The organism is Pandoraea cepalis (genome assembly GCF_902459665.1).
Taxonomy (GTDB): domain Bacteria; phylum Pseudomonadota; class Gammaproteobacteria; order Burkholderiales; family Burkholderiaceae; genus Pandoraea; species Pandoraea cepalis.
Genome location: NZ_CABPSL010000009.1, coordinates 38,986 through 64,247 on the forward strand (window position 1 = coordinate 38,986; position 25,262 = coordinate 64,247).

22 protein-coding genes are annotated in these 25,262 nt (G+C 64.1%); 8 read left to right on the forward strand and 14 right to left on the reverse strand.

The features are described from left to right. Positions 1-117: 117 nt before the first annotated feature. On the reverse strand, positions 118-363 hold the full coding sequence (locus tag PCE31106_RS12995) for a hypothetical protein (protein ID WP_150563536.1): 246 nt from the start codon (positions 361-363) through the stop codon (positions 118-120). On the opposite strand from PCE31106_RS12995, the gene PCE31106_RS13000 reads away from it, so the two are divergent. After that, positions 362-2,161 carry a DEAD/DEAH box helicase gene (locus tag PCE31106_RS13000; protein WP_254441029.1) on the forward strand — a complete coding sequence of 600 codons (1,800 nt, stop codon included), beginning with the start codon at positions 362-364 and terminating at the stop codon, positions 2,159-2,161. The two genes, PCE31106_RS12995 and PCE31106_RS13000, sit on opposite strands and share 2 nt — an antisense overlap. Positions 2,162-2,338: 177 nt before the next feature. Here PCE31106_RS13000 and pip read toward each other — a convergent pair whose 3' ends face one another. From pip to PCE31106_RS13015, 3 genes are all read right to left on the reverse strand, one after another. Further along, positions 2,339-3,277: a prolyl aminopeptidase gene (gene pip, locus PCE31106_RS13005; RefSeq protein WP_217425910.1), complete on the reverse strand. Its 939-nt coding sequence runs from the start codon at positions 3,275-3,277 to the stop codon at positions 2,339-2,341. Positions 3,278-3,678: 401 nt separating this feature from the next. Beyond that, on the reverse strand, positions 3,679-5,277 hold the full coding sequence (aceB, locus tag PCE31106_RS13010) for a malate synthase A (protein ID WP_150563537.1): 1,599 nt from the start codon (positions 5,275-5,277) through the stop codon (positions 3,679-3,681). Between the two features lie 93 nt (positions 5,278-5,370). After that, entirely contained in the window at positions 5,371-6,078 is a 708-nt protein-coding gene (locus tag PCE31106_RS13015; protein ID WP_017232256.1) for a haloacid dehalogenase type II, read from the reverse strand. Positions 6,079-6,197: 119 nt separating this feature from the next. Here PCE31106_RS13015 and PCE31106_RS13020 point away from each other — a divergent pair, with 119 nt between their 5' ends. Together PCE31106_RS13020 and PCE31106_RS13025 are read left to right on the forward strand one after the other, a co-directional pair. Next, positions 6,198-7,139, forward strand: coding sequence for a LysR family transcriptional regulator (locus tag PCE31106_RS13020; protein WP_150563538.1), 942 nt, complete (start codon positions 6,198-6,200; stop codon positions 7,137-7,139). A 286-nt stretch (positions 7,140-7,425) separates the two neighbouring features. After that, complete coding sequence (locus PCE31106_RS13025; protein WP_026131659.1) at positions 7,426-7,860, forward strand: universal stress protein; 435 nt, start codon at positions 7,426-7,428, stop codon at positions 7,858-7,860. A gap of 234 nt (positions 7,861-8,094) precedes the next feature. Here PCE31106_RS13025 and aceA read toward each other — a convergent pair whose 3' ends face one another. Together aceA and PCE31106_RS13035 are read right to left on the reverse strand one after the other, a co-directional pair. Beyond that, positions 8,095-9,417: an isocitrate lyase gene (aceA, locus tag PCE31106_RS13030; RefSeq protein ID WP_017232259.1), complete on the reverse strand. Its 1,323-nt coding sequence runs from the start codon at positions 9,415-9,417 to the stop codon at positions 8,095-8,097. Between the two features lie 333 nt (positions 9,418-9,750). Next, positions 9,751-10,662 carry a DMT family transporter gene (locus PCE31106_RS13035; RefSeq protein WP_174975175.1) on the reverse strand — a complete coding sequence of 304 codons (912 nt, stop codon included), beginning with the start codon at positions 10,660-10,662 and terminating at the stop codon, positions 9,751-9,753. 240 nt (positions 10,663-10,902) lie between these two features. Here PCE31106_RS13035 and PCE31106_RS13040 point away from each other — a divergent pair, with 240 nt between their 5' ends. Further along, positions 10,903-11,769: an NADPH-dependent 7-cyano-7-deazaguanine reductase QueF gene (locus tag PCE31106_RS13040; protein WP_174975159.1), complete on the forward strand. Its 867-nt coding sequence runs from the start codon at positions 10,903-10,905 to the stop codon at positions 11,767-11,769. A 67-nt stretch (positions 11,770-11,836) separates the two neighbouring features. After that, the gene (locus tag PCE31106_RS13045; RefSeq protein WP_174975161.1) at positions 11,837-12,220 is read left to right on the forward strand and encodes a VUT family protein; all 384 of its coding nucleotides are present in this window, start codon (positions 11,837-11,839) and stop codon (positions 12,218-12,220) included. 129 nt (positions 12,221-12,349) lie between these two features. On the opposite strand, the gene PCE31106_RS13050 is transcribed toward PCE31106_RS13045, so the two are convergent. Next, entirely contained in the window at positions 12,350-12,844 is a 495-nt protein-coding gene (locus PCE31106_RS13050) for a gamma-glutamylcyclotransferase family protein (RefSeq protein ID WP_083902197.1), read from the reverse strand. A gap of 220 nt (positions 12,845-13,064) precedes the next feature. Beyond that, positions 13,065-15,701: an ATP-dependent chaperone ClpB gene (gene clpB / locus PCE31106_RS13055; protein ID WP_017232264.1), complete on the reverse strand. Its 2,637-nt coding sequence runs from the start codon at positions 15,699-15,701 to the stop codon at positions 13,065-13,067. A gap of 371 nt (positions 15,702-16,072) precedes the next feature. Between clpB and PCE31106_RS13060 the strand changes: the two genes are divergently transcribed. Continuing rightward, a complete protein-coding gene (locus tag PCE31106_RS13060) occupies positions 16,073-16,471 on the forward strand; it encodes a group III truncated hemoglobin (protein ID WP_254441030.1) in 399 nt (132 codons plus the stop codon). A gap of 57 nt (positions 16,472-16,528) precedes the next feature. Here PCE31106_RS13060 and moaE read toward each other — a convergent pair whose 3' ends face one another. Genes moaE through PCE31106_RS13090 form a run of 6 tightly spaced genes read right to left on the reverse strand, consistent with a single transcriptional unit; the run spans position 16,529 to position 22,707 of the window. Then, entirely contained in the window at positions 16,529-17,011 is a 483-nt protein-coding gene (gene moaE / locus PCE31106_RS13065) for a molybdopterin synthase catalytic subunit MoaE (protein ID WP_017232266.1), read from the reverse strand. A gap of 52 nt (positions 17,012-17,063) precedes the next feature. Further along, on the reverse strand, positions 17,064-17,321 hold the full coding sequence (gene moaD, locus PCE31106_RS13070) for a molybdopterin converting factor subunit 1 (RefSeq protein ID WP_017232267.1): 258 nt from the start codon (positions 17,319-17,321) through the stop codon (positions 17,064-17,066). A 39-nt stretch (positions 17,322-17,360) separates the two neighbouring features. Then, the gene (locus tag PCE31106_RS13075; RefSeq protein ID WP_150563543.1) at positions 17,361-18,572 is read right to left on the reverse strand and encodes a molybdopterin molybdotransferase MoeA; all 1,212 of its coding nucleotides are present in this window, start codon (positions 18,570-18,572) and stop codon (positions 17,361-17,363) included. A gap of 53 nt (positions 18,573-18,625) precedes the next feature. Then, entirely contained in the window at positions 18,626-20,092 is a 1,467-nt protein-coding gene (gene thrC / locus PCE31106_RS13080) for a threonine synthase (protein WP_150563544.1), read from the reverse strand. Between the two features lie 40 nt (positions 20,093-20,132). Beyond that, entirely contained in the window at positions 20,133-21,443 is a 1,311-nt protein-coding gene (locus tag PCE31106_RS13085; protein WP_150563545.1) for a homoserine dehydrogenase, read from the reverse strand. Between the two features lie 37 nt (positions 21,444-21,480). After that, entirely contained in the window at positions 21,481-22,707 is a 1,227-nt protein-coding gene (locus PCE31106_RS13090) for a pyridoxal phosphate-dependent aminotransferase (RefSeq protein ID WP_017232271.1), read from the reverse strand. A 324-nt stretch (positions 22,708-23,031) separates the two neighbouring features. Between PCE31106_RS13090 and PCE31106_RS13095 the strand changes: the two genes are divergently transcribed. Then, on the forward strand, positions 23,032-23,418 hold the full coding sequence (locus PCE31106_RS13095) for an Mth938-like domain-containing protein (protein ID WP_130027810.1): 387 nt from the start codon (positions 23,032-23,034) through the stop codon (positions 23,416-23,418). Then, on the forward strand, positions 23,415-25,175 hold the full coding sequence (locus tag PCE31106_RS13100) for a glycosyltransferase family 39 protein (protein ID WP_150563546.1): 1,761 nt from the start codon (positions 23,415-23,417) through the stop codon (positions 25,173-25,175). Before PCE31106_RS13095 ends, PCE31106_RS13100 begins: the two co-directional genes overlap by 4 nt. The last annotated feature ends 87 nt before the right edge of the window (positions 25,176-25,262 follow it).

The following is a 25,262-nucleotide window of genomic DNA, read 5'->3' on the forward strand; positions in this document are numbered from 1 at the left end:
GCCAGCTTGCCGCATTCCGCGTAGCCGAGCATCGCAACCGCCCTATTACTCCGTGCAAATCCGAACGTGCACTTCCCCAAAAACACTGCTATAATCCGCGCTTCGCTTCGCGGATCGTCATTGGACTTCCTGCGAGGCGACGAAAAACTGCGTTTTGCCCCAATCCTGTGATAAGCCGCTGTAGTTCTTGCCGGTACTGGCGCTCCTGATAAAGGAACGACCCGCCACCGTCCCTGGCTTACGATACGGATTTCGATCCGCTTTCTGCCCCATCCGCGATTTGCTTCCTGCTTGCGACGAATTGGGTTTGCCGATTGGCGCCAACGCCCCGACATCACCTTTTTGATCCGCAAGAGGCTTCATGGAACAAACTTCCAAGATGTCTGCGCTCGCGCAGACGTATTTCCCTTCGTCCGAAGAAAACGCTAACGCTATTGTTGTCGATGCTGCTCCGGCACCCAGCGACGACGGCAAGCCCACGTTCGCCGAACTCGGCTTGAACGCGGCGATTCTGTCGACGCTCACCACCGCAGGCTATACCCATCCGACGCCGGTGCAGCAGCGCGCGATTCCCGCCGCGCTCGCCGGTCGCGATCTGCTCGTGTCGAGCCCGACGGGCTCCGGCAAGACGGCCGCCTTCATGCTGCCCGCCATCCACCGCTTCGCGGAAATGCAGGCCAGCGGCGAGCTGAACAGCCGCGCCCCGGCCGCGCATCCGCGCAACGTGCCGGCAGAGCCGGGCGAAAAGCCCCGCAAGGGCCAGCGCGTGCGTCGCGTGGCCGCCCAGCCGCTGCTGCTCGTGCTCACGCCGACGCGCGAACTGGCGCAACAGGTCTCGACCGCGGCCGACACGTACGGCAAGCAACTGCGCCGCCTGCGCACGGTGAGCATTCTCGGCGGTATGCCCTACCCCCGTCAGCTCGAAATGCTGGCGAAGCAGCCCGAGATCATCGTGGCGACGCCGGGCCGTCTGCTCGATCACATCTCCAGCGGCAAAATCGACCTGTCGCAATTGATGATGCTGGTGCTCGACGAAGCCGATCGCATGCTCGACATGGGCTTCATCGACGACATCCAGACCATCGTCGACGCCACGCCGGCATCGCGTCAGACGCTGCTGTTCTCGGCAACGATCGACGGCCGCATGGGCGAAATCACGCGTCGTCTGCTGCGCGATCCGGAAACCATCGAGATCACGCGCGGCTCCGACCAGCGTACCAACGCTAACATTGAGCAAACGCTCCATTACGTGGACGATCGCGCCCACAAGGATCGCCTGCTCGCACACCTGCTCGGCAACGATTCGCTCGACCAGGCCATCGTGTTCACGTCGACCAAGCGCGACGCCGACCTGATCGCCGACCAGCTCGAACAAGCCGGTTTCGACAGCGCCGCGCTGCACGGCGACATGCCGCAAGGCGTGCGTAACCGTACGCTGCGTGCCCTGCGCGAGCGTCGTGTGCGCGTGCTGGTCGCCACCGACGTGGCCGCACGCGGCATCGACGTGCCGGGCATCACGCACGTGTTCAACTACGATCTGCCGAAGTTTGCGGAAGACTACGTCCACCGTATCGGCCGTACAGGCCGTGCCGGTCGTCGTGGCGTGGCCGTGAGCCTGGCCGCACACGCCGAAATCGGCGCGGTGCGTCGCATCGAACGCTACACGCGTGAACTGCTGCCGGTGAATGTCGTGGCCGGTTTCGAACCGCGCCGTGCCGCACCGAAGGCCGGTGCCGGCGGCAAGCGTCCGGGCCCGAGCCGCAATGGTCCGCGTCACGGTCAAGGCAACGGCGGCGGCAGCCGCTGGAGCAACAACGGTCCGCGTCACGCCAGCAGCGCCGGTAACGGCGGCAGCGGTAGCGGCGGTTATCAGGGCGGTCAGCGTTTCGGCGGCAACAAGCCGGCCGGTGCCCCGTTCGAGCGTCGCGAGGGCAATGGCTTCCAAGGGGGTTACCCGCAGAACGGCGCGGGTAACGGCGGTAATGGCGGCAACGGCTTCTCGAACGGCAGCGCGACCGACCGCTTCGAGCGTCGCGCTCCGCGCCCCGCCGAAGGCGGCTATCGTCAGGATCGCGGCACGCGCAGCTTCGACGCCCCGCGTCAAGATCGCGGCTTCAGCAATCGCAACGGTGGCGGCTTCAACAAGCGTCGCGACGACTGAACGGCCTGAGGCCGTCAGGACCGATGCCACATCGGTCCTGCGCAAACGCCTGAAAACCCCGGATGTTGACGTCAACGGTCAACGCCGGGGTTTTTTCTTACGCGCGCCGGATCGAAAGAGGCCGACGCGCAGGCGCAAGCACTGCCAATCGGCGCTCGCCAGACGACGCCGTCGATCTCACCGCGTCGACACAAACTGATCGGTCGCTTCGATCAACCAGTGCAGAATGGTGGGCTCGTTGAAGGCATGTCCGGCGTCGGGCGCCCAATAGAAATCCGCCTCCGGCCACGCCTTGTGCAAGTCCCAAGCCGTGCGGGCGGGGGTCGCCACGTCGTACCGACCCTGGACGATCACACCCGGAATGTCGCGCAGGCCGCGCGCACCATCGATCAACTGGTTCGGCGCGAGAAAGCCGTCGTTGACGAAGTAATGATTCTCGATGCGAGCGAACGCAATTGCGTAGCGCGGATCGCCGAACGCCTCGGCAAGACGGTCGTCGGGCAGCAGCGTGATGGTGCTGCCCTCCCACACACTCCATGCCCGCGCCGCCTCGATTCTCACGGCCTCATCGCGATGGGTCAGCCGCTTCTGGTAAGCACGCATCAGATCGCCCCGCTCTTCAAGCGGGATCGGCGCGAGGAAAGACTCCCAGCGATCCGGAAACAGCCACGATGCGCCCTTCTGGTAATACCACTGCAACTCGTCGCGGCGCACGGTGAAAATGCCGCGCACGATCAATTCGCTCACTCGGTCGACGTGCGCCTGCGCATAGGCCAGTGCCAAGGTGCTCCCCCACGAGCCCCCTAACACCAGCCAACGGTCGTATCCGAACTTGACGCGCAAGCACTCGATGTCATCCACCAGATCCCACGTCGTGTTGTGGTCCAGACTCGCATGCGGTAACGAACGTCCGCAGCCACGCTGGTCGAACAGCGTGATGCAGTATTTGGCCGGATCGAACAACCGCCGATGCTCCGGCGAGCAACCGCCCCCGGGCCCCCCGTGCAGAAACACCGCCGGCTTGCCCCGCGGATTGCCGCACCGCTCCCAATACACTTGGTGCCCATTGCCCACATCGAGCACGCCGCACTCAAAAGGCTCGACCGGCGGGTACAGGCCGCGCAGCGTCTCCGGGCGAATCTCTACCACCTTGCCAGGCCCCCGCGGTACAAGCGCCTGCGCGCGCGGACCGTTTGGCAGGCTGCGGGCGGCATCATCGGGAAAGTCGAGCGACATCGGCATCCTCACTTGAACACGGGGCTGGGCAGTGTCAACGTCACGCCCCAGCGCAACGCCGACCATGGAACCTCGCGCGAACAGCACGAGAATCCATCCGTCGAAGTTCAGTGTAGCGCGGCACCCAAGACAAGACAAAGCGCGCGCTCAAAACGAAATGGGACGATGTTGCCATCGTCCCATTCGTACAGCAATGCGATCACCGAGTCACGATAGGGGCGTGATTTCGACTCAAGCCTAGTGAGACCGTTTCAGCCCCCATCGGAGCCCTTCATCACGCTTCAAACCACTTCGTACAGCGGCAGCGTAAGGAACTCGACAAAGTCGTCGCTGGTGCTCATCTGCTCGAAGATGACGGCCGCGCGATCATACGTCGGCGCCACTTGCCCCACGAGTGCTTTCACATTGGCAAGCTCTTGCGCAATCAGCTCGCGCACCAGCTCGGCGGTGACCTTGCGGCCGTCGTCGAGCTTGCCCTTCGGCGAGCGGATCCACTGCCACACCTGCGAGCGAGAGATCTCGGCCGTTGCCGCATCTTCCATCAGGTTGTGAATCGGCACGCAGCCATTGCCCGCCAGCCAGGATCCCAGGTAGTGGATGCCGACATTGATGTTGTTGCGCAGCCCCGCCTCGGTAATTGGCGCTTCCGGCTGGAACGTCAGCAGGTCACCGCCCGAGACCGTCACATCGTCGCGTTGCTTGTCGATCTGGTTCGGACGCTCGCCCAGCACCTTCACGAACTCTTCCATCGCCACGGGCACGAGCCCTGGGTGTGCCACCCAGCCGCCGTCGTAACCGTCGGCGGCGTCGCGCGCCTTGTCGCCGCGAATGCCGGCCATCGCCCGCTCGTTCGCTTGCGGATCGTGCTTGATCGGAATCAACGCGCTCATGCCGCCAATGGCAGGCGCATTGCGGCGGTGACACGTCTTGAGCAGCAGCAGCGCGTAGGCCCGCATGAACGGCACCGTCATGGTGATGCGACTGCGATCGGCCAGGCAGAAGTCGGCATCGACCTTGAACTTCTTGATGCACGAGAAGATGTAATCCCAGCGGCCGGCGTTCAGGCCCGCGCTGTGCTCGCGCAGTTCATACAGAATCTCGTCCATTTCGAACGCGGCGAGAATCGTCTCGACGAGCACGGTCGCCTTGATCGTGCCCTGCGCCAGGCCCAGTTCGTTTTGGGCGAGCACGAACACGTCGTTCCACAGACGCGCCTCGAGGTGGCTCTCCAGCTTCGGCAGATAGTAGTAAGGCCCGAAGCCGCGCTCGAGCGACGCCTTCGCGTTATGGAACACATGCAGGCCAAAGTCGAACAGGCTGCCTGACATGCGCACACCGTCCACGCTCACGTGCTTCTCGTCGAGATGCCAGCCGCGCGGACGTACGATCAGCGTGGCGACCTTGTCGTTCAAGGCGTAACGCTTGCCGTTCTGTTCGAGACTGATGGTGCCGCGCACGGCGTCGCGCACGTTGATATGCCCTTGCAACTGGTTATGCCAGTTCGGCGTGTTCGAGTCCTCGAAGTCGGTCATGTAGCTGTCCGCCCCCGAGTTCAGCGCGTTGATGATCATCTTGCGCTCGACCGGCCCGGTGATTTCCACACGGCGGCATTGCAACGCCGCCGGCAACGGCGCGATGCGCCAGTCGCCGTCGCGGATCGCTTGCGTCTCGGGCAGGAAATCGGGCACTTCGCCGGCGTCGAGTCGTGCGGCGCGGTCCGCGCGGGCCGCAAGTAGTGCCTGACGGCGTGGTTCAAAGGCGCGGTGCAGCTTGGCGATGAAAGCGAGTGCCTCGGGGGTCAGGATCGCTTCGTACTCAGAACGAATATCGGTGCTGGCATCAACATGCAATTGCATGCCGGGGGGCAGAATCAGGGACATCAGGGATCTCCAACGATCTTCATTTATATAAGGGAGTGCGCCGCAAGGAAGAACTTCAGGGGCTTTGCACCAGGCCTCACACCGCGTTGGGCGTCAGGCGCGCGCTCCCGTCACTACCTCGACGAACCGCTGCAAGTCGCGCATGTCGCGCCCCATCCCTTGCGGCGTGACGCCGAGCTGTTCGACCGGCAGCCCGGCCCGGTTGACCCAAAACGTCGGGTAACCGAACCAGGTGGCACCGGCCGCATCCCAGCCGTTGCTGGAGACGAAAACGATGGCGTCGGCAGGCAAGCCGAACGCGTCGGGGCCGAGTTGATAGGCCTCCGGGGCGGTCTTGAATTTGCGTACCGCGTCGACCGACAGCACATGCTCGAACAGATCCTTGATCCCAGCGCTCTTCAGGCCGACGTCGAGCATGCGGGGATCGCCATTCGAAAGCACGCCGAGCCTGAGACCCATTGCACGCAACGCGCGCAGCACGGACGGGTTTTCGGGGAAGACCGACAGGCAGGTGTATTCGTCCATCAGGCGCTTCTCGGCGACAGGCGAGAGCGTGAGATTCAGACGCGCCGCAGCGTAGCGCAACGCGTCGACGGTGATGTCCCAGAACGGACGGTAGCGTTCGCCGCGCGGGCCCGAGAGCGAGCGCAGTTGCGTGTATTCGATCTGCTTGGCCCGCCACAGCTCGGCAAGCGCCGCCCCGCGTCCCGGGAACTGCTGCTCGGCGGCCGCCGCGACGGAGTACACGTCGAACAATGTGCCGTAAGCATCAAAAATCACTGCCTGAATACGCGAAGCCATAAGCTGGGTATCACTCAATATCACTTGTCATTGCCTGCCAATTGTATTATTGATAGCAATCGCCATAAAAGCGCACAAAAATCACTTTATCTTTGACTTTTTAGTACATAATCCGCCGCGTGGATCGCTTCAAACAAATCGAAACGTTCGTCGCCGTGGCCGCCAAGGGGAGTCTGTCGGCGGCCGCAGCGCTCGAAGGCGTGGCGCCGGCCGTGATCGGGCGGCGCATCGACGCGCTCGAGTCCCGCTTGGGCGTGAAGCTGCTCGTGCGCACGACGCGGCGGGTCACGCTCACGTTCGAGGGATCGGCGTTTCTCGAGGACTGCCAACGCATTCTCAACGAGATGCACAACGCCGAGGCCGCCGTATCGGCGGGCGGGGTCAAGGCCAGCGGCCATCTGCGGCTCTCGGCACCGGCCGGGTTCGGGCGACGGCACGTCGCCCCGCTGCTGCCGGTGTTCATCGAATCGCATCCAGACGTCACGGTCACGCTCGACCTCTCCGACCGTCTCGTCGATCTGGTCAACGAAGGCTTCGATTGCGCGATCCGGCTGGGCGAGTTGCCCGATTCGAGCCTCGTATCGCTGCGGCTGGGCGAGAACCGGCGCGTGTGCGTGGCGTCGCCGGGGTATCTCGCACGACACGGACGGCCCGAATCGCTCGACGCCCTCGCCCGTCACAATTGCCTCGCCTTCGGATCTACCGCCAACCAGCAGCGCGGCTGGACCTTCTCGCAGGACGGCAAGGTCGTCACCATCCGTGTCAACGGCACGATGGAATGCACCGACGGTGCGGTACTGCACGACTGGTGCCTGGACGGCTACGGCCTCGCATGGCGCTCGTGGTGGGAGGTGGGCGACGACATCCGGGCGGGCCGGCTCATGAGCGTGCTCGACGACTTTGCCGCGCCGCCCATCGGCATTCATGCCGTGTTCCCGCAACGCCGTCACCTGCCGCTGCGCGTACGCCTGTTCATCGACCATCTCAAGCACCACTACAGCAGTTCGGTCTACTGGCGAGATGACGCGGCGCCCATCGCGCCGCACGGCGCGGCCGTCTGAGCGGCGGCGCGTCGCGGTGCGAGGGGGCGTGAGGGGGCGTGAGGGGGCGTGAGGGGACCTGAGGGATCACCGCCCTATCGGGACTATCGGGTTTGCCCCCGTTGTTGCGTCGCGCCAAAGCCATAGAATCGAAACGAAGGGTCCGCTGGCGATGCGCAGGCTTGAGGGCGAGACATGGCCCTGACTGGCACCGGATGTCTCGGGACAGCGGACGGGGGCAAGACCGTGATACCTGCGCGAGCCTGTGAACGCGTGTTCAGCAACGCCAACTGCGGGAGGTCATATGCTGTTTACCCACATCCTCATTCCGACCGACGGCTCGGAGCTTTCCGAAAAGGCGGTCACGGGCGGACTCGAACTGGCGCGCGCGCTCGGCGCGAAGGTGACGGGCTATTGCTGCCTCGCGGAGTATCCGTATTCGCCCTTCAGCGAGTATGTACTGGAAGCGCCGGCCACTTTCAGCGAGCGCATTGCCGAAGAGGCATGCGCACACCTCGACAAGCTGGCCGAAGCCGCCGCGGCGGCGGGCGTGCCGTTCGAGCGCGACAGCTCCACCTTCCCGGCGCCTTATCTCGGCATCATCGACGCGGCGCAACGTCACGGATGCGATGTCATCCTGATGGCCTCCCACGGACGGCGCGGGCTGACCAGCCTGCTGCTTGGCAGCGAGACGCAACGTGTTCTCGTGCACTCCAAGATTCCGGTGCTCGTCTACCGCTGATCCATTCGCGGCAACTCGATCGCACATGAAAAAAGGCCCGTGAGCGGGATACGCTCACGAGCCTCCTCTCGTTCAGGCGTGCATGGCACCCTCACCGCGACGGGACCGCAGTCAGGGCCGCCCCGGCCGGATAGGCCAGACGCGCGGTCATAGCGCGATGTCGCACCGCCGGCTGACGATGTGCCCCCACGCGCATCGTCGCTGGCGGGCGCACCGCGCCCTCCCTCAGCCCGGTCAGGCTGCCTTGACCTTTGCCTTCTTCTCGTCGAAGAACTGTTCGTCCTCCGTCGAACCCTTCAGGGCCGTGGTCGATGCGTCACGCTCAATCGTCTGCGTAACGGCATCGAAGTAGCCCGTACCCACCTCGCGCTGGTGCTTCACCGCGGTGAAGCCCTTGTCCGCCGCCGCGAATTCGGCTTCCTGCAACTCCACGAAGGCGCTCATCTGACGACGGGCATAGCCATGCGCCAGGTTGAACATCGAGTAGTTCAGGCTGTGGAAGCCGGCCAGCGTGATGAACTGGAACTTGTAGCCCATGGCGCCGAGTTCCTTCTGGAACTTGCCGATGGTCGCATCGTCGAGGTTCTTCTTCCAGTTGAACGACGGCGAACAGTTATACGAAAGCATTTTGCCGGGGAAGTGCTTGTGAATCCCCTCGGCAAATTGCCTGGCGAATTCGAGATCGGGCTTGCCGGTCTCGCACCACACCAGATCGACGTACGGCGCGTAAGCCAGACCACGGGCAATCGCCTGATCGAGGCCATTGCGCGTGCGGTAGAAGCCTTCGACCGTGCGCTCGCCGGTGCAGAACGGCTGATCGATCGGATCGACGTCAGCGGTGATCAGGTCTGCTGCTTCGGCATCGGTCCGGGCGATCAGGACGGTCGGCACGCCGAGGACGTCGGCCGCCAGTCGCGCCGCCACCAGCTTGGCCACGGCTTCGCGCGTCGGCACGAGCACCTTGCCGCCCATGTGACCGCACTTCTTGACCGACGCGAGCTGATCTTCGAAGTGCACACCGCCGGCGCCCGCTTCGATCATCGCCTTCATCAGTTCGAAGGCGTTGAGCACGCCGCCGAAGCCGGCTTCGGCGTCGGCCACGATCGGGGCGAAGTAATCGATATAGCCTTCGTCGCCCGGGTTCTTGCCTTCCGACCATTGGATCTGATCGGCCCGCGTGAAGGTGTTGTTGATGCGGCGCACGACTTGCGGCACCGAATTGGCCGGATACAGCGACTGGTCGGGGTACATTTCACCCGCCATGTTCGCATCGCCGGCGACCTGCCAGCCCGACAGATAAATCGCCTTGAGGCCGGCCTTGACCTGTTGCATGGCCTGATTGCCGGTCAGCGCGCCGAGGGCGTTCACAAACGGCTCGTCGTTGATCATTTGCCACAGGCGCTCTGCACCGCGGCGGGCGAGTGTTTGTTCAGGCTGGATCGATCCACGCAGGCGCACCACATCTTCGGCCGAGTAGCCACGCTTGATGCCCTGCCAGCGCGGATTGTTCGCCCAATCCTGCTCGAGTTGCTTCACCTGGTCTTGACGTGTCGTCATGATGATCTCTCCTGGTTTCTCGATACAAATAAAGCGGTGACGCCTGACTGCCTGTGCGGCTTGAAACCGGCATGTCTTGTATAAGAGTTTAGGGATTTTTCACGCAACGCAACAGAACGAACGACGGCATGGAGTAAAATTTTTTAATTATAAAAATCAATAGCATATGAACGTTATTTCTTGATACGAAATGATATTTTCCGTTCTGAAATGGCATCGTTGTGCCGAGCAGCGCAAATTTTTACGCACCGCAAGATCGTTCCACATCATGAAAAAAGCCGGTGACGGCGAGTCCCGGCTTTGCAACCTCGCGAACAGGCGCGGGCGCGGTGGTTAAGATGCGGCCCGACGGGCTGCCGTCGCCGCCCTGGGCGGCTTGCATACGAACCACACAGCGAGCGCGATGAAACAGCCGCCGACAACGTGCGCCATCGTGACCGCTTCATTCAGGAACAAGGCGCCCCACAGCACACCGAACGGCGGAATGAGAAACGTCACGGTCAGCGAGCGCAACGGGCCCAGATCCGCGATCAGGCGGAAGAACATCATGTAGGCCACCGCGCTGCAAAGGAAGCCGAGTGCGGCCATTGCGGCCCAGACGCCGCCAGTCGCCGGGCCGGGAATGCCGGACGTTGCCGACACGTAGCCGAAGAACGGCAGCAGCACGACGGCCGCCCCCAGTTGGCTGCCGAAGGCGACCAGCTTCGCATCGAGGCCGCCCCGGTCGGAAATCCAGCGTTTGGTCAGATAGCCCGCCAGGCCATAGCAGGACGTGGCGACGAGACACGCCAACGCCCCCATGACCACCGGCCCCGACATCGTGACCGGTCCGGCCCGCGTCAATACGGCCACACCGACAAGCCCGAGCAACACGCCCAACCCCTTGGCTCCCGTCAGGCGCTCACGGAAGAACAACGTGCCGATGATGACGCCCATCAACGGCGTAGTTGCGTTGAGAATCGCCGAGTAACCGGCCGGGAGCACGCGCGCGGCGAGGCAGTACATCGCGAACGGAATGCCGGAATTGATGACGCCGAGCAGCATCGACGCCCCGAGCCGCCCCTTGAACTCCCAGCGCACGCGCATGACCAGCAGGATGACCGCCAGACCGGTGGCGCCCAGGGTCACGCGAAGGAACGCCGTGGGCAGCGGCCCGAGCACAGGGACGATGATGCGCATGAAAAGAAAGCTCGCGCCCCAGATGGCGGAGAGCGTCAGCAAACGGGCAATGTCGGACGAACGCATAGTCGGCATGACGGCACGGTTGGCCGCCGGGAAGAATGGGAACGCGTGAATCGTCCCACATCGACGCCAGGCCTGCTGGTCAAAATCGGACATGGCGGCAACGGCACAGTGGCGTTCATCGTCAACCCATATCGCCCGCCACGGTGGGTCACGCACGGTCCATTTTCGGAATCGGCGCATTGAGCAAGCAAGTGGTCGCGCGCTATGGTGACTGACCGATCGATCGGAGATTTCATACTCATGACGTATCACGATTCACGCGCCGACGCTCCTCACGAGGTCCGCCCGCCGTCCGACGGGCGACCTCTCACTCACCAGACCGTCATTCATCCGATTCGCCGCACCCGCCCTCCCACCCAGACGACCTCACTGCACGCATCGCCCGCCGTGGTGCCACGCGGTTACGATCTATGGAATCACTATGAGGTCGCTTGGCTCGACATGCATGAGCGCCCCCAGATCGCCGTGGCGGAAATCGTGATTCCATGCGATTCCCCGTACACGCTGGAGATGTCGGACGCGCAACGCTATTTCCTGACGTTGCGCGAGCAATGCTTCGAATCTCCCGACGCGCTGGAAGCGCACGTGGCGGGCGAATTATCGCGCTGCCTGCAAGCGTATGTCCTGGTGCGCACGACACCGGTCAGGCAAGCCGTTCGCACCACGGCCGCCTGCGGGCCGGGCGCGGAGAGTCTCGACCTCGCGCCGGTCAGCGTAGTGCGCGGTGGCGTGTCGGCCCATGTCCTGTGCCTCGCCAGCGACGCCGATGGGGCGCTGGCCTCGCCGATTCGCGAATGCCTGGTCTCCGACCTGTTGAGCGTGCGATGCCCGCTCACCGGCGGCGTCGACTACGGAACCGTCTGGTTCGACTACACCGGCGCGCCGATCTGTCGCCGCGCACTGCTCGCGTACGTCCTGTCGTTTCGCGATAGCGCGATGCTGATCGAGCACTGCGTAGATACGCTCTTCAGTGACGTGCTCACGCGATGCGCGCCAACGCGACTGGCAGTCGGCGCACGCTTCACGCGGCGTTACGGACTCGATATCAATCCCGTGCGCTCCACACATGCCATCGCCCTCACCAATCTGCGCACCATTCGCCAATGACCTCGACGATCTCCCCTGCCCCCCTGCCCCGCTGCCCTCAGCGCTCGCCGCACGCCAGGCCACGCGCATGACGCCCGCCGTCATCGTGCTTGCGATCGCCTTCGTGAGCTTCCTGCTGATCTCGAACGCATTGGGCGCTCGCGTATGCGAGGTCGCGCTGCCCTGGTCGGTCGGCGACGAGCCGTTACGGCTGACATTCTCGGCCGCCCTCATCAGCTTCCCGTTTGCTTACCTCTTTGCGTCGGTGCTCACGGAGGTCTACGGCTATCGCATCAGCCGCATCGTGATCTGGAGCGGACTCGCGGCCAATCTGGTGATGATCGGGTTTCTCTGGCTGATGACCCGGCTGCCCACCGAAGCAGCCTGGGCGGCAGAAACCGGCTTCACGGACGAGGTACAGCGTCACTGGTACGAGGCCATTGCGCATATGTTCCTGGCATCGGTGTCGTGACGTCGGCACCTCGCTCAATCCGTTCCGATTTCGAGCAGCGATGCCGCGGCAATCCGTGGAGATTCGATAACGCATGTCGCTCGCGCGCTGTCACAGCCGTGCCGCAGCGACACCACGGCTACACCAGGATTACGCCGCGTTGGCGTCGCGCGCGCGACGATACTTGACCCAGTCTCCATCGGCAATCTGCGGCAATGCGTGGACCGCCGATTCGCTCACCGGATAGACGATGCAAGCGTAGGTTGCGCCGTCACAGGCGACCTCGCGCATGTCTCGAACGAACAACCCCGCCTCGCCCGGATACACGGCTTCGATCTCGTCGAGCACGGGGACCAGTGCCGTTGCGATGCGATAGACGTCGCCAGTGACGCGGCCTGCGCTATGGCCGTCGCACGCCGTGGCGTCGAGCACCATGCCCGGATAGTCCCCGAAATCGTACAGCCGCCCGCCGAGTGATGTGGTGCCGACATAGACCGGCGCCTCGATGCCGTGCCGCTCGGCGGCATACGACACGTCGTTGATTTCGCCGGCACGCAGCGTGCCATAGACAAAAACGTAGACCCCCTCGTCCTGCGAGTCATGGGCATCGTGGGCGTCGACCCGGTCACGCGTTGCAGTATTCATCACCAGCATCCAAATCGGAAAAAGTGGGGAAGCAGGCAACGCGTCGGCCCTGAACTGCGCATGCCGTGCCCAACACGTCCTCTGTCCGAGCCAATCGTCGTCCTGATGACCGACGGCGGACACGATCGCGCGTACCCCTGAAGTAAAAATCCCCGCGCACCTTGCAATACGCGGGGACGGATCATGCGGTCCAAGCGAGTTGCAGGAACCGCGGTCGCGCTTACTCGGCGGCCGGTGGCGTCGCTTCGGCCGCTTCGGTCACCGGCCCGGCGGCGTCGCCCTCGAACGTGAATCGCCCGTTGCGCCAGTCGACCGGGATGGTGTCCTTCGGCCCGAACTTGCCCGCCAGCACCAGCTTGGCGATCGGGTTCTCGATTTCCTGCTGGATCGCCCGCTTGAGCGGCCGCGCACCGAACACCGGGTCGAAGCCTTCCCGCGCCACATGCGTGAGTGCCGCCTTGGTCACGTCGAGCGTCATTTCAAGCTTGGCCAGACGTTGACGCAGGATCTCGATCTGGATCGTGGCAATCGACTCGATGTGCTTCTGGTCGAGACCGTGGAACACCACGACTTCGTCGATCCGATTCAGGAACTCCGGACGGAAGTGATCCTTGATCTCCCCCCACACGGCATCCTTGATGCGGTCCTGCGGCTCGCCGACCATCGACTGAATCATCGACGATCCGAGATTCGACGTCATCACGATCACCGTGTTCTTGAAGTCCACCGTGCGGCCCTGGCCATCGGTCATGCGCCCGTCGTCGAGCACTTGCAGCAGCACATTGAACACATCCGGGTGCGCCTTTTCGACTTCGTCGAGCAGGATCACGCTGTACGGCTTGCGACGCACGGCTTCCGTCAGGTAGCCGCCCTCTTCATAACCGACATAGCCCGGAGGCGCGCCAATCAGCCGAGCGACGCTGTGCTTCTCCATGAACTCGCTCATGTCGATGCGGATGAGGTGATCGTCGGCATCGAACAGGAACATCGCCAGCGCCTTGCACAGCTCGGTCTTGCCCACACCGGTCGGCCCGAGGAACAGGAACGAACCATACGGACGGTTCGGATCCGACAGCCCGGCACGCGAACGCCGGATGGCGTCGGCCACGGCGGTAATCGCCTCGTCCTGCCCAATCACGCGCTCGTGCAGCTTGTCTTCCATGTGGAGCAGCTTTTCGCGCTCGCCCTGCATCATCTTCGAGACCGGGATGCCGGTCGCCCGCGAGACCACTTCAGCAATCTCTTCGGTGCCCACCTGCGTGCGCAACAGGCGTGGATGCGACTGCTGGCCCGCCGCTTCCGCCGCGTCGGCGTCCTTCAACTGGGCTTCGAGCTGCGGCAGCTTGCCATATTGCAGTTCAGCCACCTTGTCGAGCTTGCCTTCGCGTTGCAGCTTCGTAATGTCGGCACGCACGCGCTCGATCTCTTCCTTGACCTGGGCGCTGCCCTGTACCGCCGCCTTCTCTGCGGTCCACACTTCTTCGAGGTCGGCGTACTCGCGTTCCAGGCGCGAGATCTCTTCCTCGATCAGCGCCAGGCGCTTTTGCGAGGCTTCGTCGGTTTCCTTCTTGACGGCTTCGCGCTCGATCTTCAACTGGATCAGGCGACGATCGAGCTTGTCCATCACTTCCGGCTTCGAGTCGATTTCCATCTTGATCTTCGACGCGGCCTCGTCGATCAAGTCGATGGCCTTGTCCGGCAGGAACCGGTCGGTGATGTAGCGCTGGCTGAGTTCCGCCGCCGCCACGATGGCCGGGTCGGTGATCTCCACCCCGTGGTGCAGCTCGTATTTCTCCTGCAAGCCACGCAGAATCGCGATCGTTGCCTCGACACTCGGCTCGTCGACGAGCACCTTCTGGAAACGACGCTCCAGCGCGGCGTCCTTCTCGATGTACTTGCGGTATTCGTCGAGTGTGGTCGCGCCGATGCAATGCAATTCGCCGCGCGCGAGCGCCGGCTTGAGCATGTTGCCCGCGTCCATGGCGCCTTCGGCCTTGCCGGCCCCCACCATCGTATGAATTTCGTCGATGAACAGGATCGTGCGCCCTTCATCCTTGGCAATGTCGCTCAGCACGCTCTTCAGCCGCTCTTCGAATTCGCCACGGAATTTCGCGCCGGCGAGCAGCCCCGCCATGTCCAGGGCAAGCACGCGCTTGTTCTTGAGCGACTCCGGCACTTCGCCATTGATGATGCGCTGCGCAAGTCCTTCCACAATGGCGGTCTTGCCCACCCCCGGCTCACCGATGAGCACCGGGTTGTTCTTCGTGCGGCGTTGCAGAATCTGGATCGTGCGACGAATTTCGTCGTCGCGGCCGATCACCGGATCGAGCTTGCCAAGCGACGCGCGCTCGGTCAGATCCAGCGTGTACTTCTTGAGGGCTTCGCGCTGATTCTCGGCATCCTGGCTGTTGACGGATTGTCCGCCGCGCACACCTTCGATGGCGGCTTCGAGCGACTTGCGCGTCAGGCCACGCGCCCGCGCCAGTTTGCCCGTTTCGCCCTTGTCGTCGGCCAGCGCGAGCAGAAACATTTCGCTGGCGATATAGCTGTCGCCATGCTTCTGCGCTTCCTTGTCGGCCTGATTGAGCAGGCCCGCGAGTTCACGGCCGACCTGGACGTTGCCGTCGGTGCCTTGAACTTGCGGCAGCTTCGCGAGGGCCGTCTCGATGTCGTGCGCGAGCGGCTGCACCTGCACGCCGGCGCGCTGCAGCAACGAGCGCGCGGCGCCCTCGGGTTGAGCAAGCAGCGCTGCGAGAAGATGCAGCGGCTCGATGTATTGCTGGTCGCGACCGACTGCCATGCTTTGGGCATCAGCCAGCGCTTCCAGGAACTGCGTGGTGAATTTGTCTTGTCGCATCTAGGGCTCCGGTAAGAAATCTCTCTGGATCGGATGTGCGGACAAGCCCCTGCGGTTTCAAGGGGCATGGCAGCGCGACGATTGACATTGTCGTGCGAGGTCGGAACGGGTCAGCACCCGCGCCAACATCGGGCGAGATGGCGCCATACGGGGAGCGTGAAACGACCGCAGGACACGTCCGGCATTGAAGCTCATAATAGCGATTTTCAGCCTCCCGCACCACGCGTCGCGCTGACGGTAGAACGTCGAAAAGTGCCGGCGCGCCCGCCCGGGTGCCACTCGAAATGTCAGCACAAACCTCCCGCCAGCCGCCGGATCCGTGGCCCGCAACGCGCCTCGCCGAGATCGACGAAGACGCCGTGCGACTGCTCGTGAACACCTTCTACGGGCGCATCCGCGACGACGAGATGCTCGGCCCGGTGTTCCGGCAGGCGCTCGAAGGCCGCTGGGATATGCATCTGGAAAAAATGGTGGCTTTCTGGTCCAGCATCGTGCTCGGCGCCAAACGCTACCGCGGCAATGTGACGCAGGCGCATCAGCCGTTCGGCCACCTGAGCGGCGAGCATTTCAGCCGCTGGCTCGCCCTCTTCTTCGATACGCTGGACAGGCTCTTCGAACCGCAGGCCGCCTTCGCCTTCGCGGAACCGGCCATCCGGATCGCGGAAAGCCTTCAGTTGAATCTGTTCGGATGGGAATACACGCTGCCCCCGGCGCAACGGGCGCTACTCGACAGCGTGAAGCAGGCGAGGCCTGCACGGCCCCAAGAATGACACGATCGGCGATGATGGGAAATCTTCGCCGATGTTATTTGATAATCAAAGAAGAAATCAGCGGTTACCAGTCGACTCGGGCGCCCCTTCGGTCGCCCAGCGCTCGCGTGCTGCCGTGTCCGTCTCGCGCGCATCGACCCAGCGCTCGCCCTGCGGCGTCGCTTCCTTCTTCCAGAAGGGCGCCTCGGTCTTCAGATAGTCCATGATGAACTCGCAGGCAGCAAACGCATCCCCCCGATGGGCGGACGTGACAGCCACGAGCACAATCTGATCGCCGGGGCCCAGTTCGCCGTAGCGGTGAATCACCAGCGCGTCGAACAAGCGCCAACGCGCACACGCCTGCTCGACGATCGCCGCGAGCGCCTTCTCCGTCATGCCCGGATAGTGCTCGAGCGTCATGCGCGAAACGTCGTTGCCGTCGTTCAAATCGCGCACCGTGCCCACGAAGCTCGCCACGGCCCCCACGCGCAGATCGCCTGCGCGCAGCCGTCGAATCTCCTCCGACAGGTCGAAATCCTCGGTCTGTACACGAATCGGCATGCTGGCGGTATCTCCTGTCCCGTGAATCGCTACGCTGGCGACGACATGCGGCTCAACCGCCCGTCACGGGCGGGAAGAACGCGACTTCACAACCGTCGGTCAGCCGCGTGGCCGCCGGCACCATCGTATGGTCGAGCGCCATGCGCAGCGCGCGCTGTGCGCCGAGCGTCTCGGCCCACACCGGTCCACGGCCGCACAGCCACTGACGCACGTCGCCCACCGTGGCAATCCCGGCGGGAACATCCACACGCTCCTCAGCGACATTGAGCGCCTCGCGGACGCTGGCGAAAAAGCGAAGTTCGATCTGCATAGTCTGGCTGGCGCGCCGCATCGGCGACGCACCTGTCTCTCAATATAGGAGGTCGGAGAACGGCAGGAACGCCACCGTCTGGCCGGCTTCGATACGATGCCCCGGCGGATTGTCGATGAGGCCGTCGCCCCACACGGTCGACGTCAGCACCGCCGAGCTCTGGTTGGGAAACGCGTCGAGGCCTCCCTGCTCGTTGATACGGGCGCGCACGAATTCATTGCGACGGTCCGCCTTCGTCTGCGTGAAGTCCGCGCGCATGGGAATGCGACGCGGCGTCACCGCCGTCGCGCCCAGCAAACGCAGAATGAACGGGCGCACGAACAGCAGGAACGTCACGAAGCTGGACACCGGATTGCCGGGCAGGCCGATGAAATGCGCCGTCTCACCGCCGGCCCGATTGACCTCGCCATACGCCAGCGGCTTACCCGGCTTGAGCGCGATCTGCCACAGATTGAGGCGGCCTTCGGCTTGCACGGCGGGTTTGACGTGATCCTCCTCGCCCACCGACACGCCGCCGGACGTGATGATCAGGTCGTTGCCGCGCGCCGCGTCGCGCAGAATCGCGCGCGTGGCGGCCAGATTGTCGGGCACGATGCCGTAATCGGTCATCTCGCAGCCCAGATTCTCCAGGAGCCCGCGCAGCAAGAAACGGTTCGAGTTGTAAATGCTGCCTGCACGCAGCGCCTCGCCAGGCATGGTCAGCTCGTCACCGGTGAAGAAGACGGCCACACGCAAGCGACGTGCGACTTGCAGCTTCGCCATGCCTACGGACGCCGCGAGCCCCAGCGCCGGGGCCCTCAGCCGGGTTCCGGCGGCAAGCACGACGCTGTCACGGCGAATATCCGACCCTTGCCGATTGATGAACTCCTCGACCGCCGGCCTATGGCGAATCACGATGGTCCCGTCCTCGCGCGCGTCGCACTGCTCCTGCATGACGACGGCGTCGGCACCCGGCGGCACCGGCGCGCCCGTGAAGATGCGCGCCGCCGTGCCGCGGGCGAGCGGTTCAGGGGCGTGCCCCGCCGCAATGCGCTGCGAGACCGGCAGCACGGTCTCGTCCCCGACCAGGTCCGCGACCCGCACGGCGTAGCCGTCCATGGCACTCGTATCCATCGGCGGCACGTCCAGCGTGGCGATCACGTCGGCGGCCAGCACGCGAGCGTTGGCCGCAAGCGTGTCGACCGTCTCCTGCCGATCCAGCGGTCGGGCTGCTGCCAGCACGGCATCCAGGGCGTCTTGTGTACTCAGCATGGTGAAGGCGCGCAAGTCAAGGGAGACATCAGGGGGAAAGGGCGAGCGCCGCCTTACAGGCCGGTGTGCTCGGCGATATAGGCCTTCACGCTCGCGACGTCGTTCGGCACCGTCTCGAAGCGCTGCGGCAGCGATTCGAGCTGCTCGAAGCCAGCCGGGCGCGGCGGCTCGCGATGCAACGCCTCGCGAATCGTCTCGGCGAACTTCGCCGGCTGGGCGGTCTCGAGCACCACCATCGGCACGCCGGGTTCGAGCGCTTCGCGCGCGACCTTCACACCGTCGGCCGTGTGGGTGTCGATGACCACGTCGTAACGCTTGGCGACGTCCTGGATCGTCGCCAAGCGATCGGCATGCGTACTTCGCCCTGAGACAAAACCAAACTGTGCCACGCGGGCGAAGGCTTCGGTGCCCGACAGGTCGAAGCCGCCTTCGCGCTCGACTTTCGAGAGCAGCTCGGCGGTCGCGTTCGCGTCGCGGCCGAGCAGGTCAAACAGGAAACGCTCGAAGTTCGACGCCTTCGAGATATCCATGCTCGGGCTGCTGGTGTGGAACGTTTCGGCGGACTTGCGCACGCGGTAGTGACCGGTGCGGAAGAATTCGTCGAGCACATCGTTCTCGTTCGTGGCCACGACCAGCTTGCGGATCGGCAGGCCCATCATGCGGGCGATATGGCCAGCGCAAACGTTACCGAAGTTGCCCGACGGCACCGTGAACGACACCTCGCCGTCCTGGCCCGACTGACCGCCCGTCGCCGCGAAGTAGCCCTTGAAGTAGTACACGACCTGCGCCACGACCCGCGCCCAGTTGATCGAATTGACCGTACCGATCTTGTAGCGCGCCTTGTAGGCGTGATCGTTCGACACCGCCTTGACGATGTCCTGCGCGTCGTCGAACACGCCCTCGACCGCGAGGTTGAAGATGTTCGGATCCTGCAGGCTGTACATCTGGGCCGTCTGGAACGCGCTCATCTTGCCGGCCGGCGAGAGCATGAAGACGCGAATGCCTTCCTTGCCGCGCATGGCGTACTCGGCCGCGCTGCCCGTGTCGCCGGACGTCGCGCCAAGAATGTTGAGTGCATCGCCATGCTGCGCCAGCGCATACTCGAACAGGTTGCCCAGCAACTGCATGGCCATGTCCTTGAAGGCCAACGTCGGGCCATTCGAGAGCGCCAGCAGCGAGAGCTGCGTGCCCCCTTCGTCACCCAGCGGCAGCAGCGGCGTGATGTCGGCCGCGTCTTCGCCCGGACGCACATTGCGGTACACCTCGGCGGTGTACGTGCGCGCCGTCAGGTCGGCCAGGATCTCGGCCGGAATATCGCCCGCGAATTTGGCCAGCACCCTCGCGGCCAGCTCGGCGTACGACAACTGGCGCCAGGCGCGCAGCTCGTCCGCTGTCACCTGCGGGTATTGCGTCGGCAAATACAGACCGCCATCCGGGGCCAGGCCGCCCAGCAAAATGCTGGAGAACGATTGCGGCTCGCCCGAGGTCAGGCCCGCGCCGCGCGTGGAGATGTATTTCATGGGGGTCGTGTCCTGTCGTATCGGTTCGTGTGGCCGGCGCTCAGCTGAGCGCCTCCATACGGATGCGCGTGACCTTCGAGAGCACGGTGTCCATCGACTCGATCTTCGCGATAGCCGAATTGATGTGCTTCTCCTGCGTCTGGTGCGTCAGGATGATGATGTCGGTCTGATGCTCACCTTCGCGCGATTCCTTCTGCAGCAAGGCGTCGATGGAGATGTCCAGATCGGCGAGGATGCGCGTGAGTTCCGCCATCACGCCCGCGCGATCGACCACGCGCAGACGCAGGTAGTAGCTGGTCGTGACCTCGTCGATGGGCAGCACCGGGGTGTTCGACAGCGCGTCGTGCTGGAACGCCAGGTGCGGCACGCGATGCTCCGGATCGGCCGTTTGCAGACGCGTCACGTCGACGATATCGGCCACCACGGCCGAGGCGGTCGGCTCGGCGCCCGCACCCTTGCCGTAATACAGCGTGGCGCCCACGGCGTCGCCCTGCACCAGCACGGCGTTCATGGCGCCTTCCACGTTGGCGATCAGGCGCTTGGCCGGAATCAGCGTCGGATGCACGCGCAGTTCGATACCGGCCTCGGTGCGACGCGTGATGCCCAGCAGTTTGATGCGGTAGCCGAACTCCTCCGCATACTTGATGTCCAGCGCCGAGAGCTTGGTGATGCCTTCGACATAGGCACGCTCGAACTGCACCGGCACGCCGAACGCGATGGCGCTCATGAGCGTGAGCTTGTGCGCGGCATCAACGCCTTCGATGTCGAACGTCGGGTCTGCTTCCGCGTAGCCCAGACGTTGGGCATCGGCAAGGGCCACGTCGAAGTCGATGCCCTTGTCGCGCATCTCCGAAAGAATGAAGTTCGTGGTGCCGTTGATGATGCCGGCGATCCACTCGATGCGGTTGGCGGTCAGGCCCTCGCGCAGCGCCTTGATGATGGGAATGCCCCCAGCGACGGCCGCTTCGAAGGCGACCATCACGTTGGCCTTGCGCGCGGCAGCGAAAATCTCGTTGCCGTACAGGGCCAGCAGCGCCTTGTTGGCCGTGACCACGTGCTTGCCGTTCTCGATCGCCTTGAGGACCAGTTCCTTCGTGAGGTCGTAGCCGCCGATGGTCTCGACCACGACATCGATGTCCGGATCGTTGACCACGTCGAACGGATCGCCCGTCACGACAGCGGCGCTGCCCACGAGGCCTCGGGCGCGTTCGACATTGCGCACTGCGACCTTCGTAATCTCGATCCCCCGGCCGGCGCGACGTTGAATTTCTTCCTGGTTGCGAGCCAGTACCTGGAAGGCGCCGTAGCCTACCGTGCCAAGGCCGAGCAGGCCCACTTTGATCGGTTTCATGCGGTTTTACTCAAAAGTCGAAATCGGGTGGCGCGCATCACTTGCCGTGGCGACGGCGATAACCGTCAAGGAAGCGGGCAATGCGACTGATGGCGTCTTCCAGGTCGCCCTCGTGAGGCAGGAACACAACGCGGAAATGGTCGGGATGCATCCAGTTGAAGCCGCTGCCCTGCACCAGCAGGACCTTCTCTTCAAGCAGCAACTGGAGAATGAAGTCCTGATCGTTGGCGATGGGATACATCGCCGGATCGAGACGCGGGAACAGGTACAGCGCGGCCTTCGGCTTCACGCAGGTCACGCCGGGAATGTCGGTGAGCATGCGGTGCGCGATCTCGCGCTGCTCGTACAGGCGTCCGCCTGGCACGATCAGGTCCTTGATGCTCTGGTAGCCGCCGAGCGCGGTCTGGATGGCGTACTGGCCCGGCACGTTCGGGCACAGACGCATCGAGGCCAGGATGTTCAGCCCTTCGATGTAGTCGCTCGCCGGACGCTTGTCGCCCGACACGACCATCCAGCCCGCGCGGTAACCGCACGCGCGATAGCTTTTGGACAGGCCGTTGAACGTGATGGTGAGCACGTCCTCGGACAGCGAACCGATCGAGGTGTGCTCCGCGCCGTCGTAGACGATCTTGTCGTAGATCTCGTCGGCGTAAATGATGAGCTTGTGCTCACGTGCGAGGGCGACGATGTCTTTGAGCAGTTCGTCCGAGTACAGCGCGCCGGTCGGGTTGTTCGGGTTGATGATGACGATCGCACGCGTATTCGGCGTGATCTTCTTGCGGATGTCGGCGAGATCCGGCTGCCAGTCCGCCTGCTCGTCGCAGACGTAATGCACCGGCGTGCCGCCCGACAGGCTGACGGCGGCCGTCCAGAGCGGGTAGTCGGGCGCGGGCACCAGCACTTCGTCGCCATCGTTGAGCAGCGCCTGCATAGCCATCACGATCAGCTCGGAGGCCCCGTTGCCGAGGTAGATGTCGTCGAGCTGGACGTCCTTGATGCGCTTTTGCTGGCAGTAGTGCATGATCGCCTTGCGCGCGGCAAACACGCCCCGCGAGTCCGAATAACCGGCCGAATTCGGCAGATTTCGGATCATGTCCTGCACGATCTCGTCGGGCGGCTCGAAACCGAACGGCGCCAGATTGCCGATATTCAGTTTGATGACGCGATGACCCTCGTCTTCCATGCGCTTGGCATGTTCGAGCACGGGTCCACGAATGTCGTAGCAGACATTCTGCAATTTCAGCGATTTGAGGATCGGTTTCACGGCGGTTGTGGTCTTGGCGGGCGGCGCAGGGGTCCGGACGAGCCGGCAGGCAGGCGGGACGCACGACGCACCGGCGGTCGGACGGCGATGTGCGCGAAGCGCACCGGGCACCGCATTTCCCCGGTTTGGGCGTGGCAAATGCCGCACTGCAACGGTTTTGCCGTGCTGCGTACGGCAAAAAGCTATAATTTAGCCAATTATGACAGAGTTCGGCAATGCATCATTGACGGTTTGCGCCATGCGAGGCAAGATGCCCGCCCGTTGAACGATCTGCCGACGTGCATCCACCCCCGGGGCAAGCCCTGGGCAGGGAATCTTTCTAAAGTGAAACTGCATCAAGACCCGTCGCAAGCATTGAACACGGTCACCGGCTACGGCCGGGGCTATGTCGAGGTCAACAAGATTCGTCACGAGCACAGCGTGATCATTGCGCCCGAGGGCGAGATTCAGGCCTGGCCGGTGTCGCGCTTCGACGCGCTCGAATCCGCCCATTTCGACCAATTGCATGCCCTCGACCCCGAAGTCGTGATCTTCGGCAGCGGTGAGCGCCTGCGCTTCGCGCATCCGCGCCTGACCACGTCGCTCACCAGCCGGCGCGTTGGCGTCGACTCCATGGACACCCAGGCCGCCTGCCGCACCTACAACATCCTGATGAGCGAAGGGCGCCGCGTCGTGCTCGCCCTGCTCATCGAGACCGAGGCGACTGCGTGAGCCGCCGCCCGCTCGCCTCGGGCCTGCCGGCTGCTGCCCCCCTCGCGTCCTCCCCCCTGCCCGCCCCCGCCGCGCCGCCCGCGGCCTACCCGCTCTCACCGGCCGCCTTCTGGCTGCTGCTCGTGGTGTTCGCGCTCGTATGGTTCGGCGTGCTCGACTACCGCCACCTGATCGCGAGCGACGAAGGCCGTTACGCGGAAATGGCGCGCGAGATGTGGGTCACGGGCGACTGGATCACGCCCCGCTACAACGGCTACAAGTATTTCGAGAAGCCGCCGCTGCAAACGTGGATGAATGCGCTCACGTTCGCGGCATTCGGGCTTGGGGAATGGCAAGCCCGGCTATGGACGGCGCTCACAGGGTTCGCGGGCGTGCTGATGGTCGGTTTTACCGGCCGGCGCGTGTTCAATGCCCGCGTGGGCCTGTTCGCGGCCGTCGCACTCGCCAGCGCGCCGCTGTGGTCGTTGCTCGGGCACTTCAACGTGCTGGACATGGGCCTGTCGTTTTTCATGGGACTCTCGCTGTGCGCCCTGCTGCTGGCACAGCGCCCGGGGCTTGCGCGCCCCGCCGTGCGCGCCTGGATGTGGCTGTGCTGGGCGGCCATGGCGCTCGCCGTGCTGAGCAAGGGACTCGTCGGCATCGTGCTGCCGGGCGCCGTGCTCGTGCTCTATACGCTCATTGCACGGGACTGGGCCTTGTGGCGACGCCTGTACCTGGGCAGCGGCCTGATCGTTTTTTTCGCGCTGGCGGCCCCGTGGTTCGTGCTGGTGCAAATGCGCAACCCCGAATTCTTCGACTTCTTCTTCATCAACGAGCACTTCCGACGCTTCGCGATGGAAGGCCATAACCGCGATGGCGCGCCGTGGTATTTCGTGCCCGTGTTCCTCGTCGGCTTCCTGCCCTGGCTGTCGGTCCTGCCGGGCACCGTACGCGCCACGCTGCGCATGCCCCGCCAGCCCAACGGCTTCGCCCCCGCGCTGATGCTGTGGGTGTGGTCGGCGTTCATCTTCGTGTTTTTCAGCGCCTCGCACTCGAAGCTGATCTCGTATCTGCTGCCCATCGCACCGGCCATGGCGCTGCTCTTCGGCCTGTATCTGGCGCAATTGCGGCGCGACACCGTGCGCTTGCACCTGGCCGGTTATGCGATCCTGCTGATTGCCGCGCTCGTGATGGTGGCCATCTTCGCGGGACGCCCCGGGAGCGTGCGCAATCCGAACGAGTTGTACAAGGCGTTCCAGATCTGGCTGTATGTCGCGATCGGCCTCGGCCTGGCCGGCACGCTTGTGGCATGGCGACTGGCGCGCCATAGCGCGCGGCGCGCGCTGCTCACCTTTGCCGGCGGTATGCTGTTGCTCGTGAGCGTCGGCGGCATGGGACACGAAGTGTTCGGGCGCCAAAGCTCAGGCGTGTTGCTCGTGCCGTCCATCAAGGCCGAGATGCAGCGTCTTGGGCCGGATGTGCCGTTCTATTCCGTCAATGTGCTCGATCACACCCTGCCGTACTACCTCGGTCGCACGATGATCATGGTGCAGCACCCGGACGAACTGGAATTCGGCGTGAAGCAGGAACCGCAGAAATGGCTGCCCACGCTCGCCGACTTCTACGCGCGCTGGCGCGCCGACCCGAAAGCGCTCGCGCTGGTCGATCCGGACACGTTCGGCAAGCTCGAAGCCGAGCACTTGCCCATGCGGATCGTCGCGCGTGACGCGCGCCGTATCGTAATCGCCAAACCGCAGGCGGAAGACAACGTAAAATAGCGCATCTGGCCTTCGTTCGATCCGTTTGCCGTCGACGGCTTTGGCCGGAGACAGCGACAACAACAGGCTGATGCGCTTAGGGAAACT